Source organism: Pilimelia anulata, assembly GCF_014647895.1.
GTDB classification, from domain to species: Bacteria; Actinomycetota; Actinomycetes; order Mycobacteriales; family Micromonosporaceae; genus Pilimelia; species Pilimelia anulata.
In genome coordinates, this window is record NZ_BMQB01000001.1 from 541,304 (window position 1) to 563,792 (window position 22,489).

Annotated in this window: 25 protein-coding genes and 1 pseudogene; 18 read left to right on the forward strand and 8 right to left on the reverse strand. The window is 75.5% G+C overall.

The window, feature by feature from the left end; genetic code table 11:
- Window positions 1-376 precede the first annotated feature (376 nt).
- The 5 genes from IEY94_RS02425 to IEY94_RS02445 all read left to right on the forward strand — a co-directional run bounded on the left by IEY94_RS02425 (window position 377) and on the right by IEY94_RS02445 (window position 4,857).
- The gene (locus tag IEY94_RS02425; RefSeq protein ID WP_189168336.1) at window positions 377-1,867 is read left to right on the forward strand and encodes a ferredoxin reductase family protein; all 1,491 of its coding nucleotides are present in this window, start codon (window positions 377-379) and stop codon (window positions 1,865-1,867) included.
- Between the two features lie 15 nt (window positions 1,868-1,882).
- On the forward strand, window positions 1,883-2,323 hold the full coding sequence (locus tag IEY94_RS02430; RefSeq protein WP_229783247.1) for an FMN-binding protein: 441 nt from the start codon (window positions 1,883-1,885) through the stop codon (window positions 2,321-2,323).
- Window position 2,324: 1 nt separating this feature from the next.
- Window positions 2,325-3,080 (forward strand): FAD:protein FMN transferase, encoded by a 756-nt coding sequence (locus tag IEY94_RS02435; protein ID WP_229783248.1) that lies wholly within the window; start codon window positions 2,325-2,327, stop codon window positions 3,078-3,080.
- A gap of 62 nt (window positions 3,081-3,142) precedes the next feature.
- Window positions 3,143-3,814 carry a response regulator transcription factor gene (locus IEY94_RS02440; protein ID WP_189168337.1) on the forward strand — a complete coding sequence of 224 codons (672 nt, stop codon included), beginning with the start codon at window positions 3,143-3,145 and terminating at the stop codon, window positions 3,812-3,814.
- The gene (locus IEY94_RS02445; RefSeq protein ID WP_373291164.1) at window positions 3,811-4,857 is read left to right on the forward strand and encodes a sensor histidine kinase; all 1,047 of its coding nucleotides are present in this window, start codon (window positions 3,811-3,813) and stop codon (window positions 4,855-4,857) included. Before IEY94_RS02440 ends, IEY94_RS02445 begins: the two co-directional genes overlap by 4 nt.
- A 24-nt stretch (window positions 4,858-4,881) precedes the next feature.
- Here IEY94_RS02445 and IEY94_RS02450 read toward each other — a convergent pair whose 3' ends face one another.
- From IEY94_RS02450 to IEY94_RS02470, 5 genes are all read right to left on the reverse strand, one after another.
- On the reverse strand, window positions 4,882-5,769 hold the full coding sequence (locus IEY94_RS02450; RefSeq protein ID WP_189168338.1) for a dienelactone hydrolase family protein: 888 nt from the start codon (window positions 5,767-5,769) through the stop codon (window positions 4,882-4,884).
- 87 nt (window positions 5,770-5,856) lie between these two features.
- Window positions 5,857-6,969, reverse strand: a complete 1,113-nt coding sequence (locus IEY94_RS02455) for an MBL fold metallo-hydrolase (RefSeq protein WP_189168339.1) — start codon at window positions 6,967-6,969, stop codon at window positions 5,857-5,859.
- A gap of 28 nt (window positions 6,970-6,997) precedes the next feature.
- Entirely contained in the window at window positions 6,998-7,639 is a 642-nt protein-coding gene (locus tag IEY94_RS02460; RefSeq protein WP_189168340.1) for a TetR/AcrR family transcriptional regulator, read from the reverse strand.
- Between the two features lie 72 nt (window positions 7,640-7,711).
- A complete protein-coding gene (locus IEY94_RS02465) occupies window positions 7,712-8,965 on the reverse strand; it encodes an HRDC domain-containing protein (RefSeq protein ID WP_189168341.1) in 1,254 nt (417 codons plus the stop codon).
- A 75-nt stretch (window positions 8,966-9,040) separates the two neighbouring features.
- Window positions 9,041-9,613, reverse strand: a complete 573-nt coding sequence (locus IEY94_RS02470; RefSeq protein WP_189168342.1) for a DUF3000 domain-containing protein — start codon at window positions 9,611-9,613, stop codon at window positions 9,041-9,043.
- A gap of 72 nt (window positions 9,614-9,685) precedes the next feature.
- Between IEY94_RS02470 and hemE the strand changes: the two genes are divergently transcribed.
- The 3 genes from hemE (at window position 9,686) to hemQ (ending at window position 13,264) form a co-directional block, all read left to right on the forward strand.
- Window positions 9,686-10,738 (forward strand): uroporphyrinogen decarboxylase, encoded by a 1,053-nt coding sequence (hemE, locus tag IEY94_RS02475; protein WP_189168343.1) that lies wholly within the window; start codon window positions 9,686-9,688, stop codon window positions 10,736-10,738.
- Between the two features lie 437 nt (window positions 10,739-11,175).
- Window positions 11,176-12,567: a protoporphyrinogen oxidase gene (gene hemG, locus IEY94_RS02480; protein ID WP_189168344.1), complete on the forward strand. Its 1,392-nt coding sequence runs from the start codon at window positions 11,176-11,178 to the stop codon at window positions 12,565-12,567.
- A gap of 55 nt (window positions 12,568-12,622) precedes the next feature.
- On the forward strand, window positions 12,623-13,264 hold the full coding sequence (gene hemQ, locus IEY94_RS02485) for a hydrogen peroxide-dependent heme synthase (RefSeq protein WP_189168789.1): 642 nt from the start codon (window positions 12,623-12,625) through the stop codon (window positions 13,262-13,264).
- Between the two features lie 94 nt (window positions 13,265-13,358).
- Here the strand turns inward: hemQ and IEY94_RS02490 are convergent.
- Window positions 13,359-13,799: pseudogene (locus IEY94_RS02490) on the reverse strand (GNAT family N-acetyltransferase); the annotation flags it as partial.
- A 460-nt stretch (window positions 13,800-14,259) separates the two neighbouring features.
- Here IEY94_RS02490 and IEY94_RS02495 point away from each other — a divergent pair.
- Complete coding sequence (locus IEY94_RS02495; RefSeq protein ID WP_229783249.1) at window positions 14,260-15,282, forward strand: M64 family metallopeptidase; 1,023 nt, start codon at window positions 14,260-14,262, stop codon at window positions 15,280-15,282.
- A 45-nt stretch (window positions 15,283-15,327) separates the two neighbouring features.
- On the opposite strand, the gene IEY94_RS02500 is transcribed toward IEY94_RS02495, so the two are convergent.
- Complete coding sequence (locus tag IEY94_RS02500; protein ID WP_189168346.1) at window positions 15,328-15,987, reverse strand: pentapeptide repeat-containing protein; 660 nt, start codon at window positions 15,985-15,987, stop codon at window positions 15,328-15,330.
- A gap of 163 nt (window positions 15,988-16,150) precedes the next feature.
- On the opposite strand from IEY94_RS02500, the gene IEY94_RS02505 reads away from it, so the two are divergent.
- From IEY94_RS02505 to IEY94_RS02515, 3 genes are all read left to right on the forward strand, one after another.
- Window positions 16,151-16,603, forward strand: coding sequence for a hypothetical protein (locus tag IEY94_RS02505; protein ID WP_189168347.1), 453 nt, complete (start codon window positions 16,151-16,153; stop codon window positions 16,601-16,603).
- A gap of 232 nt (window positions 16,604-16,835) precedes the next feature.
- The gene (locus IEY94_RS02510) at window positions 16,836-17,288 is read left to right on the forward strand and encodes a hypothetical protein (RefSeq protein ID WP_189168348.1); all 453 of its coding nucleotides are present in this window, start codon (window positions 16,836-16,838) and stop codon (window positions 17,286-17,288) included.
- 114 nt (window positions 17,289-17,402) lie between these two features.
- Window positions 17,403-17,849, forward strand: a complete 447-nt coding sequence (locus tag IEY94_RS02515) for a hypothetical protein (protein WP_189168349.1) — start codon at window positions 17,403-17,405, stop codon at window positions 17,847-17,849.
- A 61-nt stretch (window positions 17,850-17,910) separates the two neighbouring features.
- Here the strand turns inward: IEY94_RS02515 and msrB are convergent, their stop codons facing one another.
- Window positions 17,911-18,339, reverse strand: coding sequence for a peptide-methionine (R)-S-oxide reductase MsrB (gene msrB, locus IEY94_RS02520; protein ID WP_189168350.1), 429 nt, complete (start codon window positions 18,337-18,339; stop codon window positions 17,911-17,913).
- Between the two features lie 183 nt (window positions 18,340-18,522).
- Between msrB and IEY94_RS02525 the strand changes: the two genes are divergently transcribed.
- The 6 genes from IEY94_RS02525 (at window position 18,523) to IEY94_RS02550 (ending at window position 22,489) form a co-directional block, all read left to right on the forward strand.
- Window positions 18,523-18,969, forward strand: a complete 447-nt coding sequence (locus IEY94_RS02525) for a hypothetical protein (protein WP_189168351.1) — start codon at window positions 18,523-18,525, stop codon at window positions 18,967-18,969.
- 47 nt (window positions 18,970-19,016) lie between these two features.
- Window positions 19,017-20,027, forward strand: coding sequence for a non-homologous end-joining DNA ligase (ligD, locus tag IEY94_RS02530; RefSeq protein ID WP_189168352.1), 1,011 nt, complete (start codon window positions 19,017-19,019; stop codon window positions 20,025-20,027).
- Between the two features lie 125 nt (window positions 20,028-20,152).
- Window positions 20,153-20,860: a hypothetical protein gene (locus tag IEY94_RS02535; RefSeq protein ID WP_189168353.1), complete on the forward strand. Its 708-nt coding sequence runs from the start codon at window positions 20,153-20,155 to the stop codon at window positions 20,858-20,860.
- Between the two features lie 10 nt (window positions 20,861-20,870).
- Complete coding sequence (locus IEY94_RS02540) at window positions 20,871-21,662, forward strand: TIGR03089 family protein (RefSeq protein WP_229783250.1); 792 nt, start codon at window positions 20,871-20,873, stop codon at window positions 21,660-21,662.
- A gap of 20 nt (window positions 21,663-21,682) precedes the next feature.
- Window positions 21,683-21,955 carry a hypothetical protein gene (locus IEY94_RS02545; protein ID WP_189168354.1) on the forward strand — a complete coding sequence of 91 codons (273 nt, stop codon included), beginning with the start codon at window positions 21,683-21,685 and terminating at the stop codon, window positions 21,953-21,955.
- A gap of 93 nt (window positions 21,956-22,048) precedes the next feature.
- Window positions 22,049-22,489 (forward strand): potassium channel family protein, encoded by a 441-nt coding sequence (locus tag IEY94_RS02550; RefSeq protein ID WP_189168355.1) that lies wholly within the window; start codon window positions 22,049-22,051, stop codon window positions 22,487-22,489.

Sequence of the window (22,489 nt, forward strand, 5' to 3'; positions counted from 1 at the left end):
TTATGTGATGCCTCTCTGAAACGGATTATCCGGACGGCGACGGAAAAATCTCCGGCCGCCGTCCGTCGTAGTATGGCAATCCTTGTCTGGAATATGCCGTTTCAGAATATTTATCCCCGCAAAGACGTCGATACGTCGGATCATCGTGCCCCCGCGATCGGCGGGGACAAGTCCGATCAATGCGGTTTCCGGTGCTTGGGCGGTTGCGCCGTTGATATCCGGACCTGTCAGGCCGCGCGGGGGAGCCACGGGGGGTCCCGACGACAAAACCGCTCCGGCGTCGAACCGTCGGCGGCCCCGCGCCCGTACCCCGCGGCAGACCGACCATCCGCAACGTCGAAGGGCTACCGCAGTGACCAGCAGTGCCATCCGGGCCATGCCGAGGCCGGGTCCGGCCGTCGGCCGGCCGGGCGGTGGCCGAGCCGCCCACCGCCCCACCGCCGGCCGCCGGCCGGCCCCGCCGGAGACCGGCGCCCTCCCCGCCGCCCGCCCCGGCCCCGACGGCACCCTCGTCGCCGGCAACCGCCGGATCCGCCGGCACCGGCTGCGCTCCGACGAGGCCGCCGGCAACACCCTGCTCGTGGCGATCCTGTTCTGGGCCATGCTCGCCACCAGCGTGGCGGTCTGGGTGTTCGACACCCCGCCCGGCAGCCTCGCCACCAACGCGGACGTGATCACCGCGGTCGGCCGGGTCACCGGCATGATCGGCGGCTTCCTGCTCATCGCCCAGGTGATCCTGGCCAGCCGGATGGCCTGGCTGGAGCAGGCCGTCGGCGGCCGCTCGCTCATGAGCTGGCACCGCTGGATCGGCACCTCACTGCTGGTCATGCTGCTCGCGCACGGCCTGTTCATCACGTACGGGTTCGCGCTCAAGTCGAACCTGCCGCTGCTCGACCAGGTCAAGGGCTTCATCGCCGTACCGGACCTGCTCACCGCCATCGTCGCCACCGGCATCCTCGCGCTGGTCGGGCTGATGGCCATCCGCGGCATCCGCAAGCGGATGCGGTACGAGATCTGGCACGCCCTGCACCTGTCGGTGTACGGGGCGCTGATCCTCGCGTACGGACACCAGTTCACGATGGGCAGCAACCTCACCGACGGCTTCGGCTACTGGTACTGGACCGCCCTGTACGCGCTGGCCATCGCCGCGCTCGCCTGGGGCCGGGTGATCGACCCGCTCTGGTTCAACCTGCGGCACAAGCTCACCGTCGCCGAGGTCGTCGTCGAGTCGCCGGCCAGCTTCTCCATCTACCTGACCGGCCGGAACCTGGACCGGCTCGGCGCCCGGGCGGGCCAGTACTTCCGCTGGCGGTTCCTCGCCGGCGACGGCTGGTGGCAGTCGCACCCGTTCTCGCTGTCCGCCCCGCCGAACGGCCGCTGGCTGCGGCTGACCGTCACCGCGGTCGGCGACCACACCCGGGCCCTGCGCGAGTTGCAGCCGGGCACCCGGGTGCTGGCCGAGGGCCCGAGCGGGGTGTTCACCGCCGAGCGGCGGACCCGCAGTCGGGCGCTGATGATCGCCGTCGGCTCCGGCATCTCGCCGGTCCGGGCGCTGCTGGAGGAGATGCCCTCCAACACCGTGCTGATCTACCGGGCGCGGACCGAGTCCGACCTGGCGCTGCGCCAGGAGATCGAGGCCGTCGCGGCCCGCCGCGGGATGCGGGTCGAGTACGTGCTCGGCCGCCGCACCGAGCGCGGCCCGCGCGAGCTGTCCACCGCCGGGGGACTGGAGTACCTGGTGCCCGACATCGCCGAGCGGGACGTGTACCTGTGCGGCCCGCGCGCCTTCGTCACCGGGACGATGGACAACCTGCGCCAGCTCGGCGTGCCGCCCCGGCAGATCCACCTTGACCCGTTCGAGCTGTAACCCCTGGAGGAGATCGTGCGACGTTCCACCGCCGCCGTGATCGGTACGCTGGCCGGCGCCGCCATGCTGGTCGGCGTCCGGCTGACCGCCACCCCGGTCGTCCTCGGGGGGCAGCCCGTGGCGACCGAGCCCATCGCCGACCAGCAGCCCGCCGGCAACGGCGGCGGGCAGGGCGGCGACGGCACGTTCCGCGGGCAGGCGATCCAGTACCCGTACGGGACCATCCAGGTCAGCGTGCGGGTCGCCGGCGGCCGGATCACCGCCGCGGACGCCACCTACCCGACCGACGGCAACTCGGCCACGGTCAACGGCAACGCGATCCCGAAGCTGCGCGAGGCCACGCTCCAGGCCCAGAACGCGCAGCTCGACACCGTCTCGGGCGCGACGTACACCAGCGACGGGTACCGCCGGTCGCTACAGTCCGCGCTCGACCAGGCCGGCCTGCGGGGGAACTGATATGCGGCACGTCGAGCACGTCATGGGCACCGCGGTCAGCATCGAGCTGACCGACCCGCTGCCGCGGCCCACCCTGGTCGGGCTGATCGACCAGACGGTCGCCTGGCTGCACGAGGTGGACCGCCGGTTCAGCACGTACAAGGCGGACAGCGAGATCAGCCGGCTCGACCGCGGCGAGCTGACCGTCGCCGACTGCTCGCCGGACGTGCGCGAGGTGCTGGCGATGTGCGCCGAGCTGTGGCGCGAGTCCGACGGGTACTTCGACGCGTACGCCACCGGCAAGCTGGACCCGTCCGGCTTCGTCAAGGGCTGGTCGGTCGAGGTGGCCTCGCGCTGGCTGGCCGCGAACGGCTCCACCAACCACTGCCTCAACGCCGGCGGCGACATCCGCGCCCGCGGCTGCCCGGCACCCGGCCGCGACTGGCGGATCGGCGTGCGCCACCCGTGGCAGCCGGACAAGATCTCCTGGGTGGTCACCGGCACGGACGTCGCCGTGGCCACCTCCGGGGTGTACGAGCGCGGCGAGCACGTGGTCGACCCCGTCCGCGGGCGCCCGGCCACCGAGCTGCGCTCCGTCACCGTCGTCGGGGCCGACCTGGGCCGGGCCGACGCGTACGCGACGATCGCGATGGCGATGGGGCGGCCGGGGCTGGAGTGGCTGGCCCGGCTCGACGCGCACGGGTACGCCAGCGCCGCGGTCACCGAGGACGGCCGCGCGTACACCTCCCGCCGGCTGCCCACGGCCGTCGCGGCCTGACCCGCCGGTACCCCGGCGGGGGCCTCACGCCGGGCTCACCGGGCGGCGGGCAGGATGGGGGAGTGCGGGTACTGGTGGTGGAGGACGAGCGGAACCTGGCCGACGCGATCGCCCGCGGGCTGCGCCGGCACGGGATGGCCGTCGACGTCGCGTACGACGGCGACGCCGGGCACGAGATGGCGTTCGTGACCCGGTACGACGTCCTGGTCCTCGACCGCGACCTGCCCGGCCGGCACGGCGACGAGATCTGCGCCGACCTGGCCGGCTCCGGCGCGCTGACCCGGGTGCTCATGCTGACCGCCAGCGGCACGGTCGCCGACCGGGTCGAGGGCCTCGGCCTGGGCGCCGACGACTACCTGGCCAAGCCGTTCGCGTTCGACGAGCTGGTGGCCCGGGTCCGGGCGCTCGGCCGGCGGGCCACCCCGGCCGCACCGCCGGCGTTCGCCGTCGCCGACCTGCACGTGGACCCGGCCCGCCGGGTGGCCACCCGCGGCGGCGTGCCGGTCGAGCTGACGAACAAGGAGTTCGGCGTCCTGGAGTGCCTGCTGCGGGCCCGCGGCGCGGTCGTCTCCAGCGAGGAGCTGCTGGACCGGGTGTGGGACGCCAACACCGACCCGTTCACCACGATCGTCCGGGTCACCATGCGCACGCTGCGCCGCAAGCTCGGCGACCCGCCGCTGATCGACACGGTGGTCGGCGCCGGGTACCGGATCGTCGCCCCGGACACGGCGTGACCGCCGCCCGGCCGATGGGCCCGCGGGCGAGCCTGCGACTGCGGCTGACCGCGCTGATCGGCTTCCTCGTCTTCGACGCCGGGCTGCTGCTGCTGTTCGTCGCCTGGGTCTTCGCCGACCTGCGCCGGCTGCACCTGGTCGAGGGCATCGTGGCCTGCCTGCTGATCACCATCGCCGGCGTCGTCGGCGGGTACCTGCTGCTCGGCCGCGCGCTGCGCCCCATCCACCAGGTCACCGCGACCGCCCGCCGGCTGTCCGAGCAGACCCTGGACCAGCGGATCGGCTACCGCGGCCCGAACGACGAGGTCGCCGAGCTGGCCGCCACCTTCGACGCGATGCTGGACCGGCTCGACCGGGCCTTCGACGGCCAGCGCCGGTTCGTCGCCAACGCCTCGCACGAGCTGCGCACCCCGCTCGCCGTGATGCGCACCGAGATCGACGTGACCCTGTCCGACCCGGACGCCGACGCCGCCGACCTGCGCCGGATGGCCGGCGTGGTGCGCGAGGCGTCCGAGCGGGCCAACGGGCTGATCGAGTCGCTGCTCGTCCTCGCCCGCAGCGAGGGGCAGCGCGGCCAGCTCGCCCGCACCGGCGACGTTGACCTGGCCACCGACGTCGCCGACGCGCTGTCGGCGATGCGGTACGAGATCGACCGGGTCCGGGTCGAGGTCACCGCCGACCTCCAGCCGGCGCCGGTGCACGGCGACCCCGACCTGCTGGCCCGGCTGGCGGGGAACCTGATCGAGAACGCGATCCGGTACAACCACCTGCACGGGCGGCTGTGGGCGCGCACCGGGGTGGAGGGCGGGCAGGCGTGGCTGGAGGTCGGGAACACCGGCTTCGAGGTACCGCAGCGGGACGTGCCGAGCCTGTTCGAGCCGTTCCGGCGGGGCGGGCGGGAGCGGACCGGGGCGCGCGGGTCGGGGCTGGGGCTGTCGATCGTCCGGGCGGTGTGCGACGCGCACGGGGGGACGGTGGCGGCCACCGCGCACGCGGCGCCGGACGGCGGCCTCACGGTGACGGTCCGCCTCCCGTCGCGCTGACCCGCCCGGCGGCGGCGCGCCGGGCTACTCGGCGGCGTCGAGCCAGTTGAGGGTGCGGCGCCAGACCTCCGTGGCGGCCGGCGGGTTGAACCGGGCGCCCGTGTCGTTGAAGAACGCGTGGTCGGCCTCGGTGAAGGTCAGCAGCTCGTGCCGCAGCCCCGCCCTCTCCAGCGCCGCCCGCGCCGCCGGACGGGTGGCGTTGACCCGGCCGTCCAGGCCGCCGTACACCCCGAGCACCGCCGCCCGGGAGCCGGCGAGGTCGCCGCCGTCGGGGAACGGGCCGTAGAACGGGGCCGCCGCGGCCAGCCGCGGCTCATTCGAGGTGAGCAGGCGCCAGACCATCGCGCCGCCGAAGCAGAAGCCGACCGCGGCGAGCCTGCCGCCGTCGACCCGCCGGCCCAGCTCGGGCAGGCTGCCCTTCATGTCGGCGACGAACCGCTCCGGCGGGATCCTCGCCAGCGCCGCCGCGACCGCGGCCTCGTCGGGGAACGCCCCGGTGCCGCCCTCCTCGGAGAGCAGGTCCAGGGCCAGCGCGGAGTAGCCGCTGGCGGCGAGCCGGGCGGCGACGGCGCGGATGTGGGCGGTCAGGCCGCGGTTCTCGTGGATGACGAGCACGCCGCCGCGCGGCCGGGCGGCGGGCGCCCAGGCGGCGAGCAGCGGCCCGCGCGGGCCGGCGTACGTGATCGACTCGACCGGGACCGGCGCCCAGGCCGTCTCGGTGCCGTCCCGGCCGGCGGCCGGCGGCGGCGGCGCGGTGGCCGCCCCGGCGGCGAAGCCGGACAGCAGGCCGGTCGCGGCCGCGCCGGTCACGCCCATCAGGCCCAGCCGGCGCAGCGCCTCGCGGCGGTTGATGATGCCGTCGGCCAGGTCCTCGGCCACCTCTTCGGCGAGGTAGCGCTGGATCTCCGTCATGACGCCTCCCGACAACCGCGCGCAGCACCGACGGCATCGATCCTCGTCCCCGCCCGCCGGCCGCGCAAGGCGCCGGGTGCCGCGGGATCAGTCGGCGCGGGCGCCCTGGACCAGCTCGTGCAGCGGTACCGCCGCCGGCTCCGGCGCCCGGGCCACCCGCTGCCACCAGTGGTCCAGGGCGACGGGCGCGGTGATGTCGACGGCCTCGCCCGGCCGGGGTACCGCGACGGCCACCTGCTCGTGCTCCGCCGCGGCCAGCAGCCGGTCGATCGGCTCGCTCCACGCGTGGAAGGCCAGCGTGAACGTGCCCCAGTGCACCGGGATCAGCAGCTCGCCCCGGACGTCCCGGTGGGCGGCGACCGCCTCCTCGGGGGTCATGTGGATGTCCGGCCAGGAGTCGCCGTACGCGCCGATCTGCATCAGCGTCGCGTCGAACGGCCCGTACGCCGCGCCGATGTCGGCGAAGCCGGGGAAGTAGCCGGTGTCGCCGGTGTAGAAGACGCGGCGGCGCTCGCCGATGACCGCCCAGCCGGACCACAGGGTCCGGTTGCGGGTCAGGGTGCGGCCGGAGAAGTGCTGCGCGGGGGTGGCGACCAGGCGCAGGCCGCCGGCGGCGTGCTCCTCGTCCCAGTCCAGCTCGACGATCCGGTCCGCCGGTACGCCCCACCGCTCCAGGTGCGCGCCGACGCCGAGCGGGACGACGAACGGCGCGGACTGCGCGGCGGTCAGCCGGCGGATCGTCCGCATGTCCAGGTGGTCGTAGTGGTCGTGCGAGATCAGGATGGCGGCCAGTTCGGGCAGCGCGGCGATCTCCATCGGGACCGCGTGCAGCCGGCGCGGGCCGACCCCGGCGACCGGCGAGCAGCGGTCGCTCCAGATCGGGTCGAGCAGGACCGCGGCGCCGTCCAGCTCGACCAGCGTGCTGGCGTGGCCGAGCCAGGTCAGCCGCAGGTCGCCGGGCTCGGTGGCGGGGCGCTCGCGGACCAGCGGGACCGGCTTGGCCGGGCGCTGCGCGCCGCGCTCGCGCCACTCGCGCAGCGCCTCGGCGCTGCTCGGGCGGCCCGCCCCCGGTACGGCGGCGGGGCTGTCGGCCGCGGCCCGGTTGCGGAACTGGCCGTCCCGGTAGTTGGGCGACGTGCGCACCCGCTCGGCCCTGGCCCCGGTGGGCACGGCACCCAGCGATCGCAGTGGATTGAACATGGACCCCACCCGCTTTCCTTCGGTCGTGTCAGTGTCGAGCGGTCATCGCCGGGACCGGCGCGGCCCCGGGCTCCGGCAGGCCGGCGCGGACGAGGCCGAGTGCCTCGATCAGCAGATCGGTGGCGCTCGCGGCGCCGCTGGACCCGCTGGCCCAGAGCTGCATGGCGGTCTGCGCCGCGCTCGACACGGTGGCGATGAGCAGGCGCGGGTACAGGTCGGTGTCGACATCGGTGCCGGTCCGGGCGGCGACGACCTCGGCCAGGATCCGCTCGGTGGCCTCGCTGACCCGGTAGTGGTGGGCGCGCAGGGCGGGGGTGGAGTGCATGAGCCGCTTGGCGGCGACGGTGTCGGCGAGCCGCTGCTCGCTGTCGGCGAACCGGCGCAGGGCGACCTCGGTGAGCGCGTCCCACAGCGGCTCGCCCTCGGGGCGGTCGCGCAGGTCGTCGGCGAGTGCCCGGGTCTGCTCGTCGACCGCGGCGGCGACCGCCTCCTCCTTGCTGCTGAAGTAGTTGTGGAACGTCCGGGGGGAGACGTCGGCCTCGGCGGCGATCGCGTCGGCGGTCACCCGCTCGATGCCGTCGGCGAGCGCCAGCCGCAGGGCGGCCTCGCTGAGCGCGCGCCGGGTGGCGGCCTTCTTGCGTTCCCGCAGGCCGGGGGGCTCCTCGTCCATGATTACCAGGGTACGCAATCTTGCGGTGGTCAGCAAAGTTTCCGTACCTGGCAATGTCCCGGGAGTACGGTCTCAGTCCAGCGCCGCCAGGGCGACGGCCAGGTCGGCGGCGACCAGCTTGACCTGCCACTCGCGGGCGCCGAGGCCGCGCAGCTCGGCGGCGACGGTGTCCCGGGTGATCTCGCCCGGCGGGGTCCAGGCCAGCCGGCGGATGCTGTCCGGGCTGGTCAGGTTCTCCGGCGGCAGGTTCAGCGCGGTGGCCGTGGTGGTGATCGCCTGCCGGCAGCGGGCGAGCCGGGCGGCGGCGGCCGGGTCCCGCTCGGCCCAGCGGTGCGGCGGGGGCGGGCCGTCGTTGGTCGGCGGGCCGGGCAGGGCGCTGTCCGGCAGCGCCCGCGCCTCGGCCAGCGCGTCCAGCCACACCTTCGCCAGCCGGCGGGTGGCCCGGCCGTTGAAGCCGGGGATGGCGAGCAGGGCCCGCTCGTCGGCCGGGTCCGCCTCGGCGGCGGCGACCAGCGCGGCGTCGGGCAGCACCCGGCCGGGCGCGGTATCCCGGCGCCGGGCGAGGTCGTCCCGGGCGGTCCACATGGCCCGGACCCGGGCCTGCGCCCGCGGCCCGCGCAGCCGGTGCACGCCGGACGTCCGGCGCCACTGCTCGACCCGCGGCTTGGGCGGCTGGCCGCCCCAGCGGACGACCGCGGCGAACTCCTCCGCGGCCCACTCCTGCTTGCCCTGCTCGCGCAGGTTCTCGGCGAGCGCGTCGCGCAGGTCGACCAGCAGCTCGACGTCCAGCGCGGCGTAGACGAGCCAGGACTCGGGCAGCGGGCGGGTGGACCAGTCCGCGGCCGAGTGGTGCTTCTCCAGCGAGTAGCCGAGCAGGTTCTCGGTCAGGCTGGCCAGGCCGACCCGCTCCAGGCCGGCGATCCGGGCGGCCAGCTCGGTGTCGAACAGCCGGCGCGGCCGCAGCCCGAGGTCCGCCAGGCAGGGCAGGTCCTGGCTGGCGGCGTGCAGCACCCACTCGGCGTCGGCGATGGCCGCGTCCAGCCCGGCCAGGTCCGGCACGCCCATCGGGTCGATCAGCGCGGTGCCGGCGCCCTCCCGGCGGAGCTGGACCAGGTAGGCGCGCTGGCTGTACCGGTAGCCCGACGCCCGCTCCGCGTCCAGCGCGACCGGCCCGATGCCCGCGGCGAACCGCGCCACGAGGTCGGCGACGCCGTCGGCGGTGGCGACCGTCGGCGGGGTGCCCTCGCGCGGCGCGGTCAGCGGGGTCGTCCGCTCCGCCGGCGCGCCCCCGGCCGCCGGGGCGGCACTGGCTGGCTCGTCGGTCATCCGTTAACCGTACGTGTCGGCGGTTGTCGCCCGGCGGAGGGTGGGTCGGCGCGTCCCCACCGGCGTGGCGCGCACCTATCCGGTGGGCGTGCCGCGCCGCTCGGGCAGCGCGGTCACGCCGGGCGGCGGCAGTCCGGCGGTGGAGGCCAGCAGCGCGCACCACGCCCGCAGGTGGGCGGCCAGGTCGTCGTCGGCCGGGGTCCACGAGGCGCGCAGCTCCACGTCGCCGGCGGCGGGCGGCCCGGCCAGCTCGCCGAACCGGGTCGAGATCGTCTGGGTCACCGTCCCGCCGGCGGCCCGGTGCGCGGCGCCGTGGTGGGTCAGCGCGTCGACCAGCCAGCTCCAGCCCACGCCGGGCAGCATCGGGTCCGCGGCCAGCTCCGGCTCCAGGTCCGCGCTCAGGTACGTGACCAGCCGCAGCGTCCCCTCCCACGCCTCGTGGCCGACCGGGTCGTGCAGCAGGATCAGCCGGCCCGTCGCCACCTCGACGTCGTCGCGGTGCACCTCGGCGCCGAGGGCGAACGCGTACGGGGCCAGCCGCTGCGGCGCCGGCACCTCGGCGAGGGTGATCTCCGCCCGCGGCCGGTGGGCGCGCAGGCCGGCGACGGCCCGCGTGAAGACCTCCGGGGGACCGTCCTGCGGCTGCATGAGCGCCAAGCCTAGGGCGCCGACCGCCGGCACCGGCCCCGCCGCGCCGGAGCGCGGCGCGGGCGTGCGAGCATGGCGGCGATGAGTACCAGCCGGACCGCCGCCGCGCCGTTCCTCGCCGCCTGCCGCCGGGGCACCCCGGCGCACACGCCGGTCTGGTTCATGCGCCAGGCCGGGCGGTCGCTGCCGGAGTACCGGGCGCTGCGCTCGGGCATCGCGATGCTCGACTCCTGCCGCCGCCCGGACCTGGTCACCGAGATCACCCTCCAGCCGGTCCGCCGGCACGGGGTGGACGCGGCGATCCTGTTCAGCGACATCGTGGTGCCGGTCGCCGCGGCCGGCGTGGACCTGGACATCGTGCCCGGTACCGGGCCGGTCATCGCCGAGCCGATCCGCGCCGCGGCTGACCTGGACCGGCTGCGCCCGCTGGCCGCGGGGCAGGTCGACTTCGTCGCCGAGGCCGTCCGGCTGCTGCTCGCCGAGCTGGGGGGGACCCCGCTGATCGGCTTCGCCGGGGCGCCGTTCACGCTGGCCAGCTACCTGGTCGAGGGCGGGCCGTCGCGGCACCACGCCCGGACCAAGGCGCTGATGCACGGCGATCCCGCGCTGTGGCACGCGCTGTGCGAGCGGTTGGCGCAGATCACCGCCGAGTTCCTGCGGGTGCAGGCCGGCGCGGGCGTGGCCGCGGTGCAGTTGTTCGACTCGTGGGTCGGGGCGCTGTCGGTGGCCGAGTACCGCCGGTTCGTCCTGCCGCACTCGCGCCGGGTGCTGGGCGAGCTGGCCGCGGCCGGCATCCCGCGGATCCACTTCGGCGTCGGTACCGGGCACCTGCTGCCGGCGCTGGCCGAGGCGGGCGCGGACGTCGTCGGCGTCGACTGGCGGACCCCGCTGGACGAGGCCGCGGCGCGACTCGGCGGGGCGCTGCCCGTCCAGGGCAACCTGGACCCGGCGGTGCTGCTCGCGCCGTGGCCGGTGGTCGAGGCGGAGGTGCGGCGGGTGCTCGCCGAGGGCGCGGCCGCGCCGGGGCACGTGTTCAACCTCGGCCACGGGGTGCTGCCGGAGACCGACCCGGACGTGCTGACCCGGGTCGTGGCGCTGGTGCACGAGGTGTCGGCGCGCGGGTGAATGCCCGCCGACGTCCGTTCGGCCGTCGGCCGCCCGGGTGGAGTAACTGCGTGGCGTGATGAGCCGCACGCTTTTCGTGACCAAAATCTCATGGCCCGGCCGGGCGGCCCGATAACTGTCGGCGTCCCCGGCCCGACGGCCGGGCCGGGGACACAGAAGCAAGGGACGCCGGGCCGCACCGCGGCCGCTGTCGAGGATGGATCGTTCGCCGGCGTCCCCGGGCCCCGCTCCCACCCGGGCGCCGTCGCGGCGGCGCCACCCGATGTCGGCCGGCCCCGGACCCGTCCTGCCCACCCGGCCGGGTCCGGGGCCGTCCGGCGTGCGCGCGCCGGCCGGCCCCGCGCCCGAGCCCGCGGACGCGGGAGCCCGCCCGCCGGGCGCGGGAGCTGCCCTGCCCCGCCGGTCGGTGGGGCGGGCGGGCCTGAAAGGGTGGGGGAATGGCACGGGTGCGGGTGGCGGTTGTCGGCGGCGGGATCGCCGGCCTGGCCGCCGCGCACCGGCTGCGCGAGCTGGCCGGCGCGGCCGTCGCCGTCGACGTGTACGAGGCCGGCCCCGCCCCCGGCGGCAAGCTGCGCTCCGGCCGGCTCGCCGGCCACCCGGTCGAGTACGGCGCCGAGGCGTTCCTGGCCCGCGACCCGGTCACCGGCGACGACTCCGCGGCGGTCGCCCTCGCCCGCGCCGTCGACCCCGGTACCGCCCTGCGCCACCCCGCCACCGCCCGGGCGGCGATCGCCGCCGACGGTGCGCTGCACCCGGTCCCGGCCGGCACCCTCGTCGGCGTCCCCGGCGACCCGGCCGCCCTGCCGCCGCTGACCGCCGCGTCGGCCGAGCCGCCCGGCGACCGCCCGCTGCTCGGCCCGGCGCAGGACGTCAGCGTCGGCGCGCTCGTCCGCGCCCGGCTCGGCGCCGGCGTGCTGGACCGGCTCGTCGACCCGATGCTCGGCGGCGTCTACGCCGGCCGCGCCGACGACCTCTCGCTCGCCGTGACCATGCCCGCGCTGGCCCGCGCCTGCCGGACCGAGAGCACGCTGGCCGGCGCCGTCCGCGCGGCCGTCGCCGCCCTGCCGCGCCGGCCCGGCGCGCCGGTGTTCGCCGCGCCGGCCGGCGGCATGACCCGCCTCGTCGGGGCGCTCGCCGCCGCCGGCGGCGCCGCGCTGCACTGCGGGCGGACCGTCCGCGCGCTCGACCGCACCGCCGCCGGCTGGCGGCTCACCATCGGCCCGACCGCCGACCCGGCGTACGCCGAGGCCGACGCGGTCGTGCTCGCCGTACCGGCCCGGCCGGCGGCCCGGTTGCTCACCGCGGCCGCCCCGCTCGCCGCCGACCTGATCGGCGCCCTCGACTACGCCAGCATCGCCCTGGTCACCCTCGCGCTGCCGGCCGGTACCCCGCTGCCGGACCTGTCCGGCCTGCTCGTCGCCGGCCCCGGCGCGGTCAAGGCGGCCACCTTCTTCGGCCGCAAGTGGGGCCACCCCGCCGACGTGCCGGTGCTGCTGCGCGCCTCCCTCGGCCGGTACGGCGAGGAGGCCGTCCTGCAGGCCGACGACCACGCCCTCGTCGCGACCGCCCGGGCCGACCTGGCCGCGCTGCTCGGCGCGCGCCTGCCCGAACCGCTCGCGGCGCACGTCCAGCGCTGGGGCGGCGCCCTGCCCCAGTACCGCCCCGGCCACCTCGACCGGGTCGCCGCCGCCCGGGCGGCGCTGCCGCCCGGCCTCGCGCTCGCCGGCGCGGCCTGCGACGGCATCGGCATCCCGGCCTGCGTCGCCTCCGGGCGGCGCGCCGCCGACGACCTCCGGCCCATCCTCGCCTCGGGAGAACTCCGTGACTGACGCCCCCACCAACGCCGCCCGGCTCAAGGAGCTCAACGCCACCCTCCGGTACACGATGTGGTCGGTGTTCCGGGCCGGGACCCGGCTGCCGGAGCAGCGCGACAAGCTCGCCGACGAGGCGGCGGCGCTGTTCGCCGACCTGGCCGACCGGGACGTGGTGGTCCGCGGCCTGTACGACGTCGCGGGCCTGCGCGCCGACGCGGACCTCCTGGTGTGGTGGCACGCGCCGACCGCGGACGCCCTGCAGGACGCGTACGCCGCGCTGCGCCGGACCGCCCTCGGCCGGCACCTCGCGCCGGTGTGGTCGCAGGCGGCCCTGCACCGGCCGGCGGAGTTCAACCGCAGCCACGTGCCGGCGTTCCTGGCCGGCGAGGAGGCGCGCCGGTACGTGTGCGTGTACCCGTTCGTCCGCTCCTACGAGTGGTACCTGCTGCCCGACGCCGAGCGCCGCGAGCTGCTCGCCGAGCACGGGAGGATGGCCCGCGGCTACCCGGACGTCCGGGCGAACACGGTCGCGTCGTTCGCCCTCGGCGACTACGAGTGGCTGCTGGCCTTCGAGGCCGACGAGCTGCACCGGATCGTGGACCTGATGCGGGAGCTGCGGGCGTCGGGGGCGCGCCGGCACGTCCGCGAGGAGATCCCGTTCTACACCGGCCGCAGGATGACGCTGCCGGACCTGGTCAACGGCCTGCCGTAGCGCCCGGCCCGCCGCCGGTACCCGGCTCGGTGGCGGTCGGCTCGGCGGCCCCCCGTTCGGTGGCCTGTCGTTCGGCGGCGGCCGGGCGGTCGGTGGCGGGGGCGTCGCGGCGCATGGGGAGGTGCGGGATGCCGTCCTCGTCGTAGCCGGGGCCGCAGGTGCGGTAGCCGAAGCCGGCGTAGAAGCGTTCGAGGTGCGCCTGGGCGGCCAGGACGCTGGGGCGGTCGCCGACGTGCTCCAGCGCGGCCCGCATCAGGCGCTGCACCACGCCGGTGCCGCGGGCGTCCGGCGCGACGACGACGCGGCCGATCCGCGGGGTGCCGTCGGGGTCGGCGAGGATGCGCAGGTAGCCGAGGATCCCGCCGCCGTCGCCCTCGGCCCACAGGTGGCGGGCGGCGGGTTCGAGGTCCCGGCCGTCGAGGTCCTGGTACGCGCAGTCCTGCTCGACGACGAAGACGGCGGCGCGCAGCCGCAGGATGCCGTACAGCGTTCGCGCGTCGAGCCGGTCGAAGGTCGCACTCCTGGTCTCCACCATGCGCCCGATGCTATGACCCCGCCCGGCCGGCCCGCCGCGGACCGCCCCGCCGCCGCTCCCCGCCGGAATCCGGGCATTCCCGCCGGGCGCCCCGGCCGGTGGGCTCGGACCCACGCCACCCCCGGCGCGCCCGACCCCGGGATTCCCGACCCCCGCGTATTCCCGGCCCCGGGTATTCATGATCGCAGGGCATCAATCACCGCCGACGGCGCATCAACCACTGCGGTCGGTCGTCGGTACGTCGCTCCACGTAGCAACGCCCTTCGTCCGCCGCCCCCGCGGCCGTTCGGGCTATCCGGCGTGCGCCCCGATCGCCGGGCTTCCGACCGGATGTCCGCACTGTCCCCCGCGGATCGTTGCGCCGGCGATATTTGCGCATCGATCGCCGCCGGGCGCTTCCCCGCACCCCGCCGCGCTCCTAGGCTGGCGGCTATTCATCGGCATCAATGGGAGGAGTCCCGTGTCGCCATCCACCCCGTTGCGCGTCGCCGGCATCATCGTGCTGTCGGCCGCCGCCCTCATCGTGCACGCCCCCACCGCCGGCGCCACCCCGCCGCCCCGCATGATCGAACGCGAGGTCTTCGCCGAGGACGGCACGATCTCGCGCGAGGTCGTCCCCGCGCAGGTCGACGCCCCGGTCACCGAGGCCACCCGCCGGGCCGCCGCGAACGCCGCCGTCCACGAGATCTGGAAGAGCGGGCCGTCGGACCAGCGGCTCGACATCGTGTTCGTCGGCGACGGGTACACGTCGAGCGAGCAGACCGCGTTCGTGGACCACGTCAAGTCCAAGTGGGACGAGATGCTCAAGGTCGAGCCGTACCCCACGTACAAGAACTCGATCAACGTGTGGGCCGTCGAGGTCGTCTCGCAGGAGTCCGGCGTGGACGAGGACCCCAAGGGCACCAAGCGCAACACCGCCCTGGACATGGGGTACTGGTGCGGCGGCACCGAGCGGGCCCTGTGCGTGAACGTGCAGAAGGCCAAGCAGTACGCCCGCCAGGCGCCCGGCTCGGACCAGGCCATCGCCATCGCCAACTCGGAGAAGTACGGCGGCGTCGGCTACGTCACCGACGACATGGCCACCTCGGCCGGCAAGAACGCCCAGTCCGGGCAGATCGTGGTGCACGAGTTCGGCCACACGATCGCCGACATGCTGGACGAGTACTTCTACGCCGACGAGACGTACCGCGGCTCGGAGCCGAGCACCAGCAACATCTCCACCTACAACGAGTCGACGATGAAGGCCAACGGCAAGAAGTGGGCCAAGTTCCTCGGCAAGGACACCCCGGACGGCGGCAAGATCGGCGCGTTCGAGGGCGGCATGGCGAACTACTCCAAGGGCGTGTACCGCCCGTCGGACAACTCGCTGATGCGCGCGCTCGGCCGCCCGTTCAGCGTGGTCGGCCTGGACGAGATGTCCAGGGCGATCAAGAAGTACGCCCCGAACACGCCCCCCGCCAAGCACGAGTTCTGGCTCGACTGAGCCCCGCCCCCGGCGGCCGCGGCACCCGCCCGGCCGCCGGGCGGCTCACTCCTCGACGACGACGTCGAGGTCGCGCGCGGCCACCGCGGCGAGGTCCGGGAGCTGCCCGCGGTCCAGCCGGACGCCGCGCAGGCCGTCCAGGCCGGTGATCCCGGCCAGCTCGTTGCCGCGCAGGTCGGCGCCGCGCAGGTCCGTGCCGGACAGCGCCAGCCCATCGAGCGTGCAGCCGTCCAGGACGACGCCGGGCAGCCGGCACGCCGTCAGCGCCGCCTCGGTGAGCACGCAGTCCACCAGCGCCACGCCGCCGGCCGCGGTCACCTCCAGCCAGCTCGCGTAGTCCAGCCGGCAGCCGTCGAAGACGACGTTGCGCAGCGTCGAGCGGGCCAGCCGCAGGCCGCTGAGCCGGCAGCCGCGCAGCTCGACCCGGTCCAGCGCCACGTCGGTCCAGCGGGCCGCGGACAGGTCGCACCGCTCGAACACCGTCCGGGCGACCCGGATCCTGGTCCATTCGGCCTCCCGCGCGGTGACGCCGGTGAGCCGGCTGCCGTCGATCCGGCCGCCGCCCAGCCGGTGCCCGACCCACTCGCCGCCGGTGACGGCGACCTCGTCCAGGTCTTCGTCGGGCTCGTCGTCGAACGGGTCCAGGTACTCGTCGTCGAGATCCGGCAGCACGACGGTCACGTCACGAACGATGCGGCGGTCCATGGGGCCCACGGTAGGGGAGGGCGGCCCGGGGCCGCACGGTCGGGGGTGGTGGAACATAAGGAACATTTCGGTCCAGCCCGAATGGTGTGGCGGCGCGGCGGGCGCCCGGCCGATGCTGGAGCGGCAAGGTCAATCCACATCGATGACAACGGGGGACATCGTGATGAGGACGATCGGAATCGCGCTGGGCGCCGCGGCGCTCGCCGTGGCCGCGCCGGCCGTACCGGCGGGTGCCGCACCCGCCGGCGGCGACTGCGAACTGCTGGCGGTACCGGCGGCGGGCGACGCCCGGGACCTGACGGTCACCGAGGTCTGCGGCGCCGACGCCGCGGCCGCCCGGCGTTCGACCGCGCTGGTCTACTGGTACGAGAACGCCGACTGGGACACCTCCGGCGGCACCATCTGGGGCCGCGGCGGGACGTGCGACGCCGAGGGCTACCACGTGACGCTGGACTCGCACGCGTCGAACAACATCAGCTCGTGGCAGGTGGCGGGCTGGTGCCACAGGGTCGTCGCGTACAACGACGGCGGCGTCGCCGCGACCTTCCACGGCAACGTCAACTACCCGGGTCCGGCGCACAACGACAACATCGACCAGATGCGGATCACCAGCTAGCCGATCCGCACGCCGCGACGGCGGCGGCCGGACACCGACGCGATCGGGCCGACCCGGGACATCCGGGCCGGCCCGATCGCCGTCTGTCGGTTCGGCTTAGGTAAGGACTCAAGTGTGATCTGGGACCTTTCGGGGCTGTCCGAACGATGTGGAACCGCGCCGGCCGGTCCGGCGATGCTGGTACGGCAAGAACGATCCACACCGATGAGAAACGGGGAACATCGTGAAGAGGATGATCGGAATCGCGTTGGGCGTCGCGGCACTGGCCGTGGCGGTGCCGGCCGTACCGGCGAGCGCCGCACCTGCCGGCGGCGCCGCTGATTGTGAGCTGCTGGCGGTACCGGCCGCGGGCAACGCCCGCGACTTGACCGTCACCGAGGTCTGCGGCGCGGCGGCGGTGGCCGCTCGGCGGGAGACCGTGCTCGTCCAGTGGTACCGCAACGCCGACTTCGACACCGTCGGCGGCCCGATCCGGGGCGCGGGCGGAACCTGTGACGCCGAGGGTTACCACGTGACGCTGAACTGGGACGCCGCGCACAACATCAGCTCGTGGACGCCGGTCGGCAACTGCCGCAAGGTTGTCGCGTACAACCCCGACAACGTTGCCAAGACCTTCTACGGGAACGTCAACTACCCGGGCGACGCGCACAACGACAACATCAAGCGGATGCGGATCACCAGCTAGCCGCGATCTGCACGCCGTGATGACGGGGCCGAACACCGGGGTACCGGCGTCCGGCCCCGTTCACTCCGCGGGAACGAGCACGACCCATACCGATGAGAAACGGGGAACATCGTGATGAGGATGATCGGAATCGCGCTGGGCGTCGCGGCACTCGCCGTGGCCGCGCCGGCCGTACCGGCGAGCGCCGCACCTGCCGGCGGCGACTGTGAGCTGCTGGCGGTGCCGGCCGCGGGCAACGCCCGTCACCTGGCCGTCACCGAGGTCTGCGGCACCGACGCCGCGGCCGCCCGGCGCGCCGCCGCGCTGATCGAGTTGTACTACAACCCCTACTGGGCGGGCCCGCGCACCACCATCTGGGGCGATACGTGCACCGTCGAGGGCTTCAACGTGGCGCCTGGCGACGAGCTGTCGCGCAACATCAGCTCGTGGCGGCCGCTCGGTGAGTGCCGCAAGGTGGTCGCGTACAACCGCGAGGGTGTCGCCAAGACCTTCTACGGTCCGGTCGGTGACCCGGGCGAGTCGCACAACGACAACATCGCCCGGATGCGGATCAGCGCCTGACCGCGACCCGCGCGCCATGATGGCGGGGCCGAACGCCGGGGAACCGGGGTTCGGCCCCGCTTCACTCCGCCGGGGAAAACGTCAGGCAAATGCTGTTGATGCAGTACCGCGCATTCTCCGGCGTGAACCCCTCGCCGTAGAAGACGTGCCCGAGGTGGGAGTCGCAGCGGGCGCAGCGGACCTCGGTGCGCACCATTCCGTGCGACCGGTCCTCCAGCAGCCGGACCCGGTCCGGCTCGGCCGCGGCGAAGCTCGGCCAGCCGCAGCCGGAGTCGAACTTCGTCCCGCTGGTGAACAGCTCCTGTCCGCAGCCCCGGCAGTGGTACGCCCCGATCACCTTGTGCTCGACGAACTCGCCGGTGAACGGCCGCTCGGTGCCGCCCCCGCGCAGGACCCGGAACTCCTCCGGGTCGAGCCGGACCCGCCACTGCTCCTCGTCGGCCGGCAGCGCCCCGCCGCCGTCGATCCCGAATTCCGCTGGTGTGCTCATCACCCCACGGTAGGCGCCCCGATCGTGAATCACCCGCGAGGGTCAATGTCCGAATGATGAGGAATGTCGTTGCGCACCAATGAAGCCGTCGTGGAGCGATGTCCGTTCCGCCGGTTTATCGTCGGTGTCCGGCATCGGCGCCCACGCATCCGCCTGTTCCAGAATGAAATGACGGGAATGCTCATGTCCAGTCGCGTGCGTATCGCCGCGCTCACGGTCGCGGGCGCGGCCGCGGTACTTCTGTCCCCGCTGGCCGGGCTCGGCTCGGCATCCGCCCAGCCGAACCTCGTGCCCGCACCGGTCGCCAACGACCCGGCCGCGACGCCCGCCCCGACCGCCACCGACGCGCCACCCGCCCACAGCGGCGGCCGCCCGGGCCGCGGCAACTACCCCGGCTACCCGACCACCCCGCCGCCGAGCACCCCGCCGGCCACCACGCCGCCGCCCGCGGCGACCACCGCGCCGCCGAGTGCGTCGTGCTGCGGCGTCAGCGCCGGCGAGACGCCCAGCGGCGTCAGTGCGGGCGAGCTGCCCGTCACCGGTACGCCGATCGCCATCGCCGCCGCCGCCGGCGGTGTCCTGGCGGCCGGCGGCGTCCTGCTGCGGGTCGCGGCCCGGCGCCGGCGCTGAGCCGTTCCCACCCCCGCCCCCGTGGCGGGTGACGTAGTGTCACCGCCATGGGGGCGACACCCGCGGAGGTCATCGAGGTCGCCGGCCGGGACGTCCGGCTGAGCAGCCCGGACAAGCTCGTCTTCCCGGACCGCGGCTTCACCAAGCGGGACGTGTTCGCGTACTACCTCGCGGTGGGTGACGGCATCCTGCGCGCGCTGCGGCACCGGCCCACCATGCTCCAGCGCTTCCCGGACGGCGTCGGCGGCGAGATGTTCTTCCAGAAGCGTGTGCCGGCCAAGGGCGTCCCGCCGTGGATCGAGACCTGCCGGATCGCGTTCCCGAGCGGCCGGACCGCCGACGAGCTGTGCCCCGCCGACCTCGCGCACGTCGCCTGGGCGGCGCAGATGGGCACGATCGTGTTCCACCCGTGGCCGGTCCGCTCGGCGGACGTGGACCGGCCCGACGAGCTGCGCATCGACCTCGACCCGCAGCCCGGCACCGACTACGCCGACGCCGTCGCGGTCGCCGGCGAGCTGCGGGCGATCCTGGACGAGCTGGGCTGGGTCGGGTACCCGAAGACCTCGGGCGGCCGCGGCGTCCACGTGTACGTGCGGCTCGCGCCCCGGTGGACCTTCGTCGAGGTCCGCCGCGCCGCCATCGCCATGGCCCGGGCCATCGAGCGGCGCCGCCCCGACCTCGTCACCACGAAGTGGTGGAAGGAGGAGCGCGGCGCGAAGGTCTTCGTCGACTACAACCAGATGGCCCGGGACCGGACGATCGCCTGCGCGTACTCCCTGCGCGCCAACGCCCGCGCCACCGTCTCCACCCCGGTCACCTGGGACGAGCTGACCGCGGCCACGCCGGACGACTTCGACCTGCGCACGGTCCCGCCGCGGGTGGCCGCCGGCGACCCGCACGCCGGGATCGACGACGTCGCGCACGACCTGACGCCGGTGCTGGAGTGGTCGGAGCGGGACGCGGGGTCGGGCAGCGGGGACCTGCCGTACCCGCCGGACTACCCGAAGATGCCCGGCGAGCCCAAACGGGTCCAGCCGAGCCGTGCTCGGCCTGCCTGACGGGTCCAGCCGAGCCGTGCTCGGCCTGCCTGACGGGTCCAGCCGAGCCGTGCTCGGCCTGCCTGACGGGTCCAGCCGAGCCGCACCCGACCACGCCGCCGGGTGCTCCGCTAGGGTGGCGGGCCGTGGCAGGGGACGCGGGGGTCGTCGGCGGGGTGCGGTGGGCGCTGGGGCGCGCGGTCGACAGCCGGCCCCGGCGCTGGCTGCTGGCGATCACCCTCGGGCTCGGCGCCCTGGCGGCCGCCGCGGTGCCGGCGGACCCCGGCCTGCGCAGCTTCGCCGGCATCGCCGGCCCGGTCCAGCAACTCATGTCGGTACCGCTGCCGTTCCTCGGCGTCCTGCTCGCCCGCGACGGCGCCCGGCTCGCCCGCGAGCGCGACCCGGGCCCGCTGCGCGCCGTCCTCGCCGCCGCCGTGCTGTACGCGGCCGCGGTCGCGCTCGCCGGCGCGCTGTTCACCGCCGCGGCGCTCGCGCTGGCCCCGCCCGGCCCGGTCGCCGACCCGTGGCGCGCGGCCGTCGCGATCGGATTGGCCGGCGTACCCGGGCAGGTCGTCGCGCAGCTCGTCGGCACCGGCTGCGGGCTGCTGCTGCGCTCGCCGGTCGCCGCCTGCGCCGCGACGCTGCTGCCGATCGGGGTGTGGGCGCTGCTCGGGCTCGCCGCGCCGCTGCACGGCGTCCGGGACCTGCTCACGCCGTACGGGCAGCTCCTGCCCCTGCTCGACGGTACCGCGACGGCGCGCGCATGGGCGATGTGGCCGGTCATGGCGCTGCTCTGGGCGGTCGGGCCGAACCTGGTCGGCGCGGCCCGCGGCGGGTGGCCCCGGCGCGGCTAGCATGGCCGGCATGGACGAGGCCCGGACCGGCGGCACCGCGGACGTACCGCTCCTGCTCGCGGACCCGCCGCCCGGCGCGCCGCCGGTCCTGACGTACCTCGACGACGCCCGCGGCGAGCGCACCGCGCTGACCGCCGACGCGCTCGCCGACGCCGCCGCCCGGACGGCCGTGCTGCTGCGCGACGACTGCGGCGTCGGGCCGGGCAGCCGGTGCGCGGTCCTGCTCCCGCCGCACTGGCGCAGCGCCGCCGTCCTGCTCGGCTGCTGGGCGACCGGCGCGGCCGTCGAGTACCGACAGTGGGCCACCGCCGGACTGGCCGCGGCCGCGCACGCCGACGCGGTGTTCGTCTCGCCGGCCCGGCTGCGGAGCTGGCTGGAGGAGGTACCGCCCGGCCGGCACCGCTTCGTCGTCGGCCCGGACGGCCCGGTCGCCGACGTGCCGCCGGGGTACTGGGACTTCGCGGCCGCGATCCGCGACCGGGACGCCGCCGCGGCCCCGCGGCCGACGCTGCCGGCGGGCGCGGCGGCCAGCCCGGACGGCACCACCCACCGGCAGTGGGGCGAGCTGGCCCGGGAGCTGGCGACGGCGGGCGGCCTGCGGGCCGGCGACCGGGTGCTGATCGACGCGGACGACGCGGCCAACGAGCACCCGGTCCGGTGGCTGCTGGCGCCGCTGTCGGTGGGGGCGACGATCGTGCTGTGCGCGGGCGGCGACGCGGCCGCGCTGGCCCGGCACGCGGCCGCCGAACAGGCCACCCACGTCTGGCCGGCGGCGGACGCGGGGGAGGGCGCGCGCCCGTAGGACCGGGGGAGGGGGAACGCATGCTGCGGCGATCGGCGATCCGCGGGCCGGTACGGGAGGTCGTCGCCGTCCACCCGTACCGCTCGGAGCCGCCCCGCGCCGTCCGGCGCGAGCTGATCGAGGGCGCCCGCCGGCGGATCCGGTGCGCCGGCTGCACGTCCTACTTCCTGTGGACCGAGGTGCCGCGCCTGCGCGGGACCCTGGCCGCCCGTTCGACCGGTACCTCGCCCACGTCGAGTACCTCTGGGCGCACGCCGCGCCCACCCCGCGCTGACCAGCGGCCACCCCGTTGACCAGCGGCCACCCCGCGCTGACCAGCGGTATCGCGCGCGACCACCTGTCGGGATCGCCGCCGCGCGCCGGCCGGCCGTACTAGCGTCCGACGTATGATCATCTCGTTCCTCACCTGGCCCGCGCGCACCCTGTACGGGCTGCTCGTCCGAGTGGCGAACTCGCCCGGCAAGCTGCTCGGCTTCTACCTCGTCCTGCTCGTCGTCAGCGGCGGGCTGTTCAGCGTGCTGGAGGGCAAGAGCTTCGGCGACTCGCTGTGGTGGGCCGTGGTCACGGCGTCGACCGTCGGCTATGGAGACTCGTACCCGGTGACCGTCGGCGGCCGCATCCTCGCCGGCGTGCTCATCTCCGGCATGGTGCTGCTGGTGATCCCGCTGATCACCGCGCACTTCGCCAGCAAGCTGATCGTCGACACCGACGCGTTCCGGCACGAGGAGCAGGAGGAGATCAAGCACCGGCTGCGCGAGATCCAGCGGATCGTCGAGGGAATCGCCGCCGAACCGGGCCCGCCCGGTGGCGCCCGCGGCGCACAATGA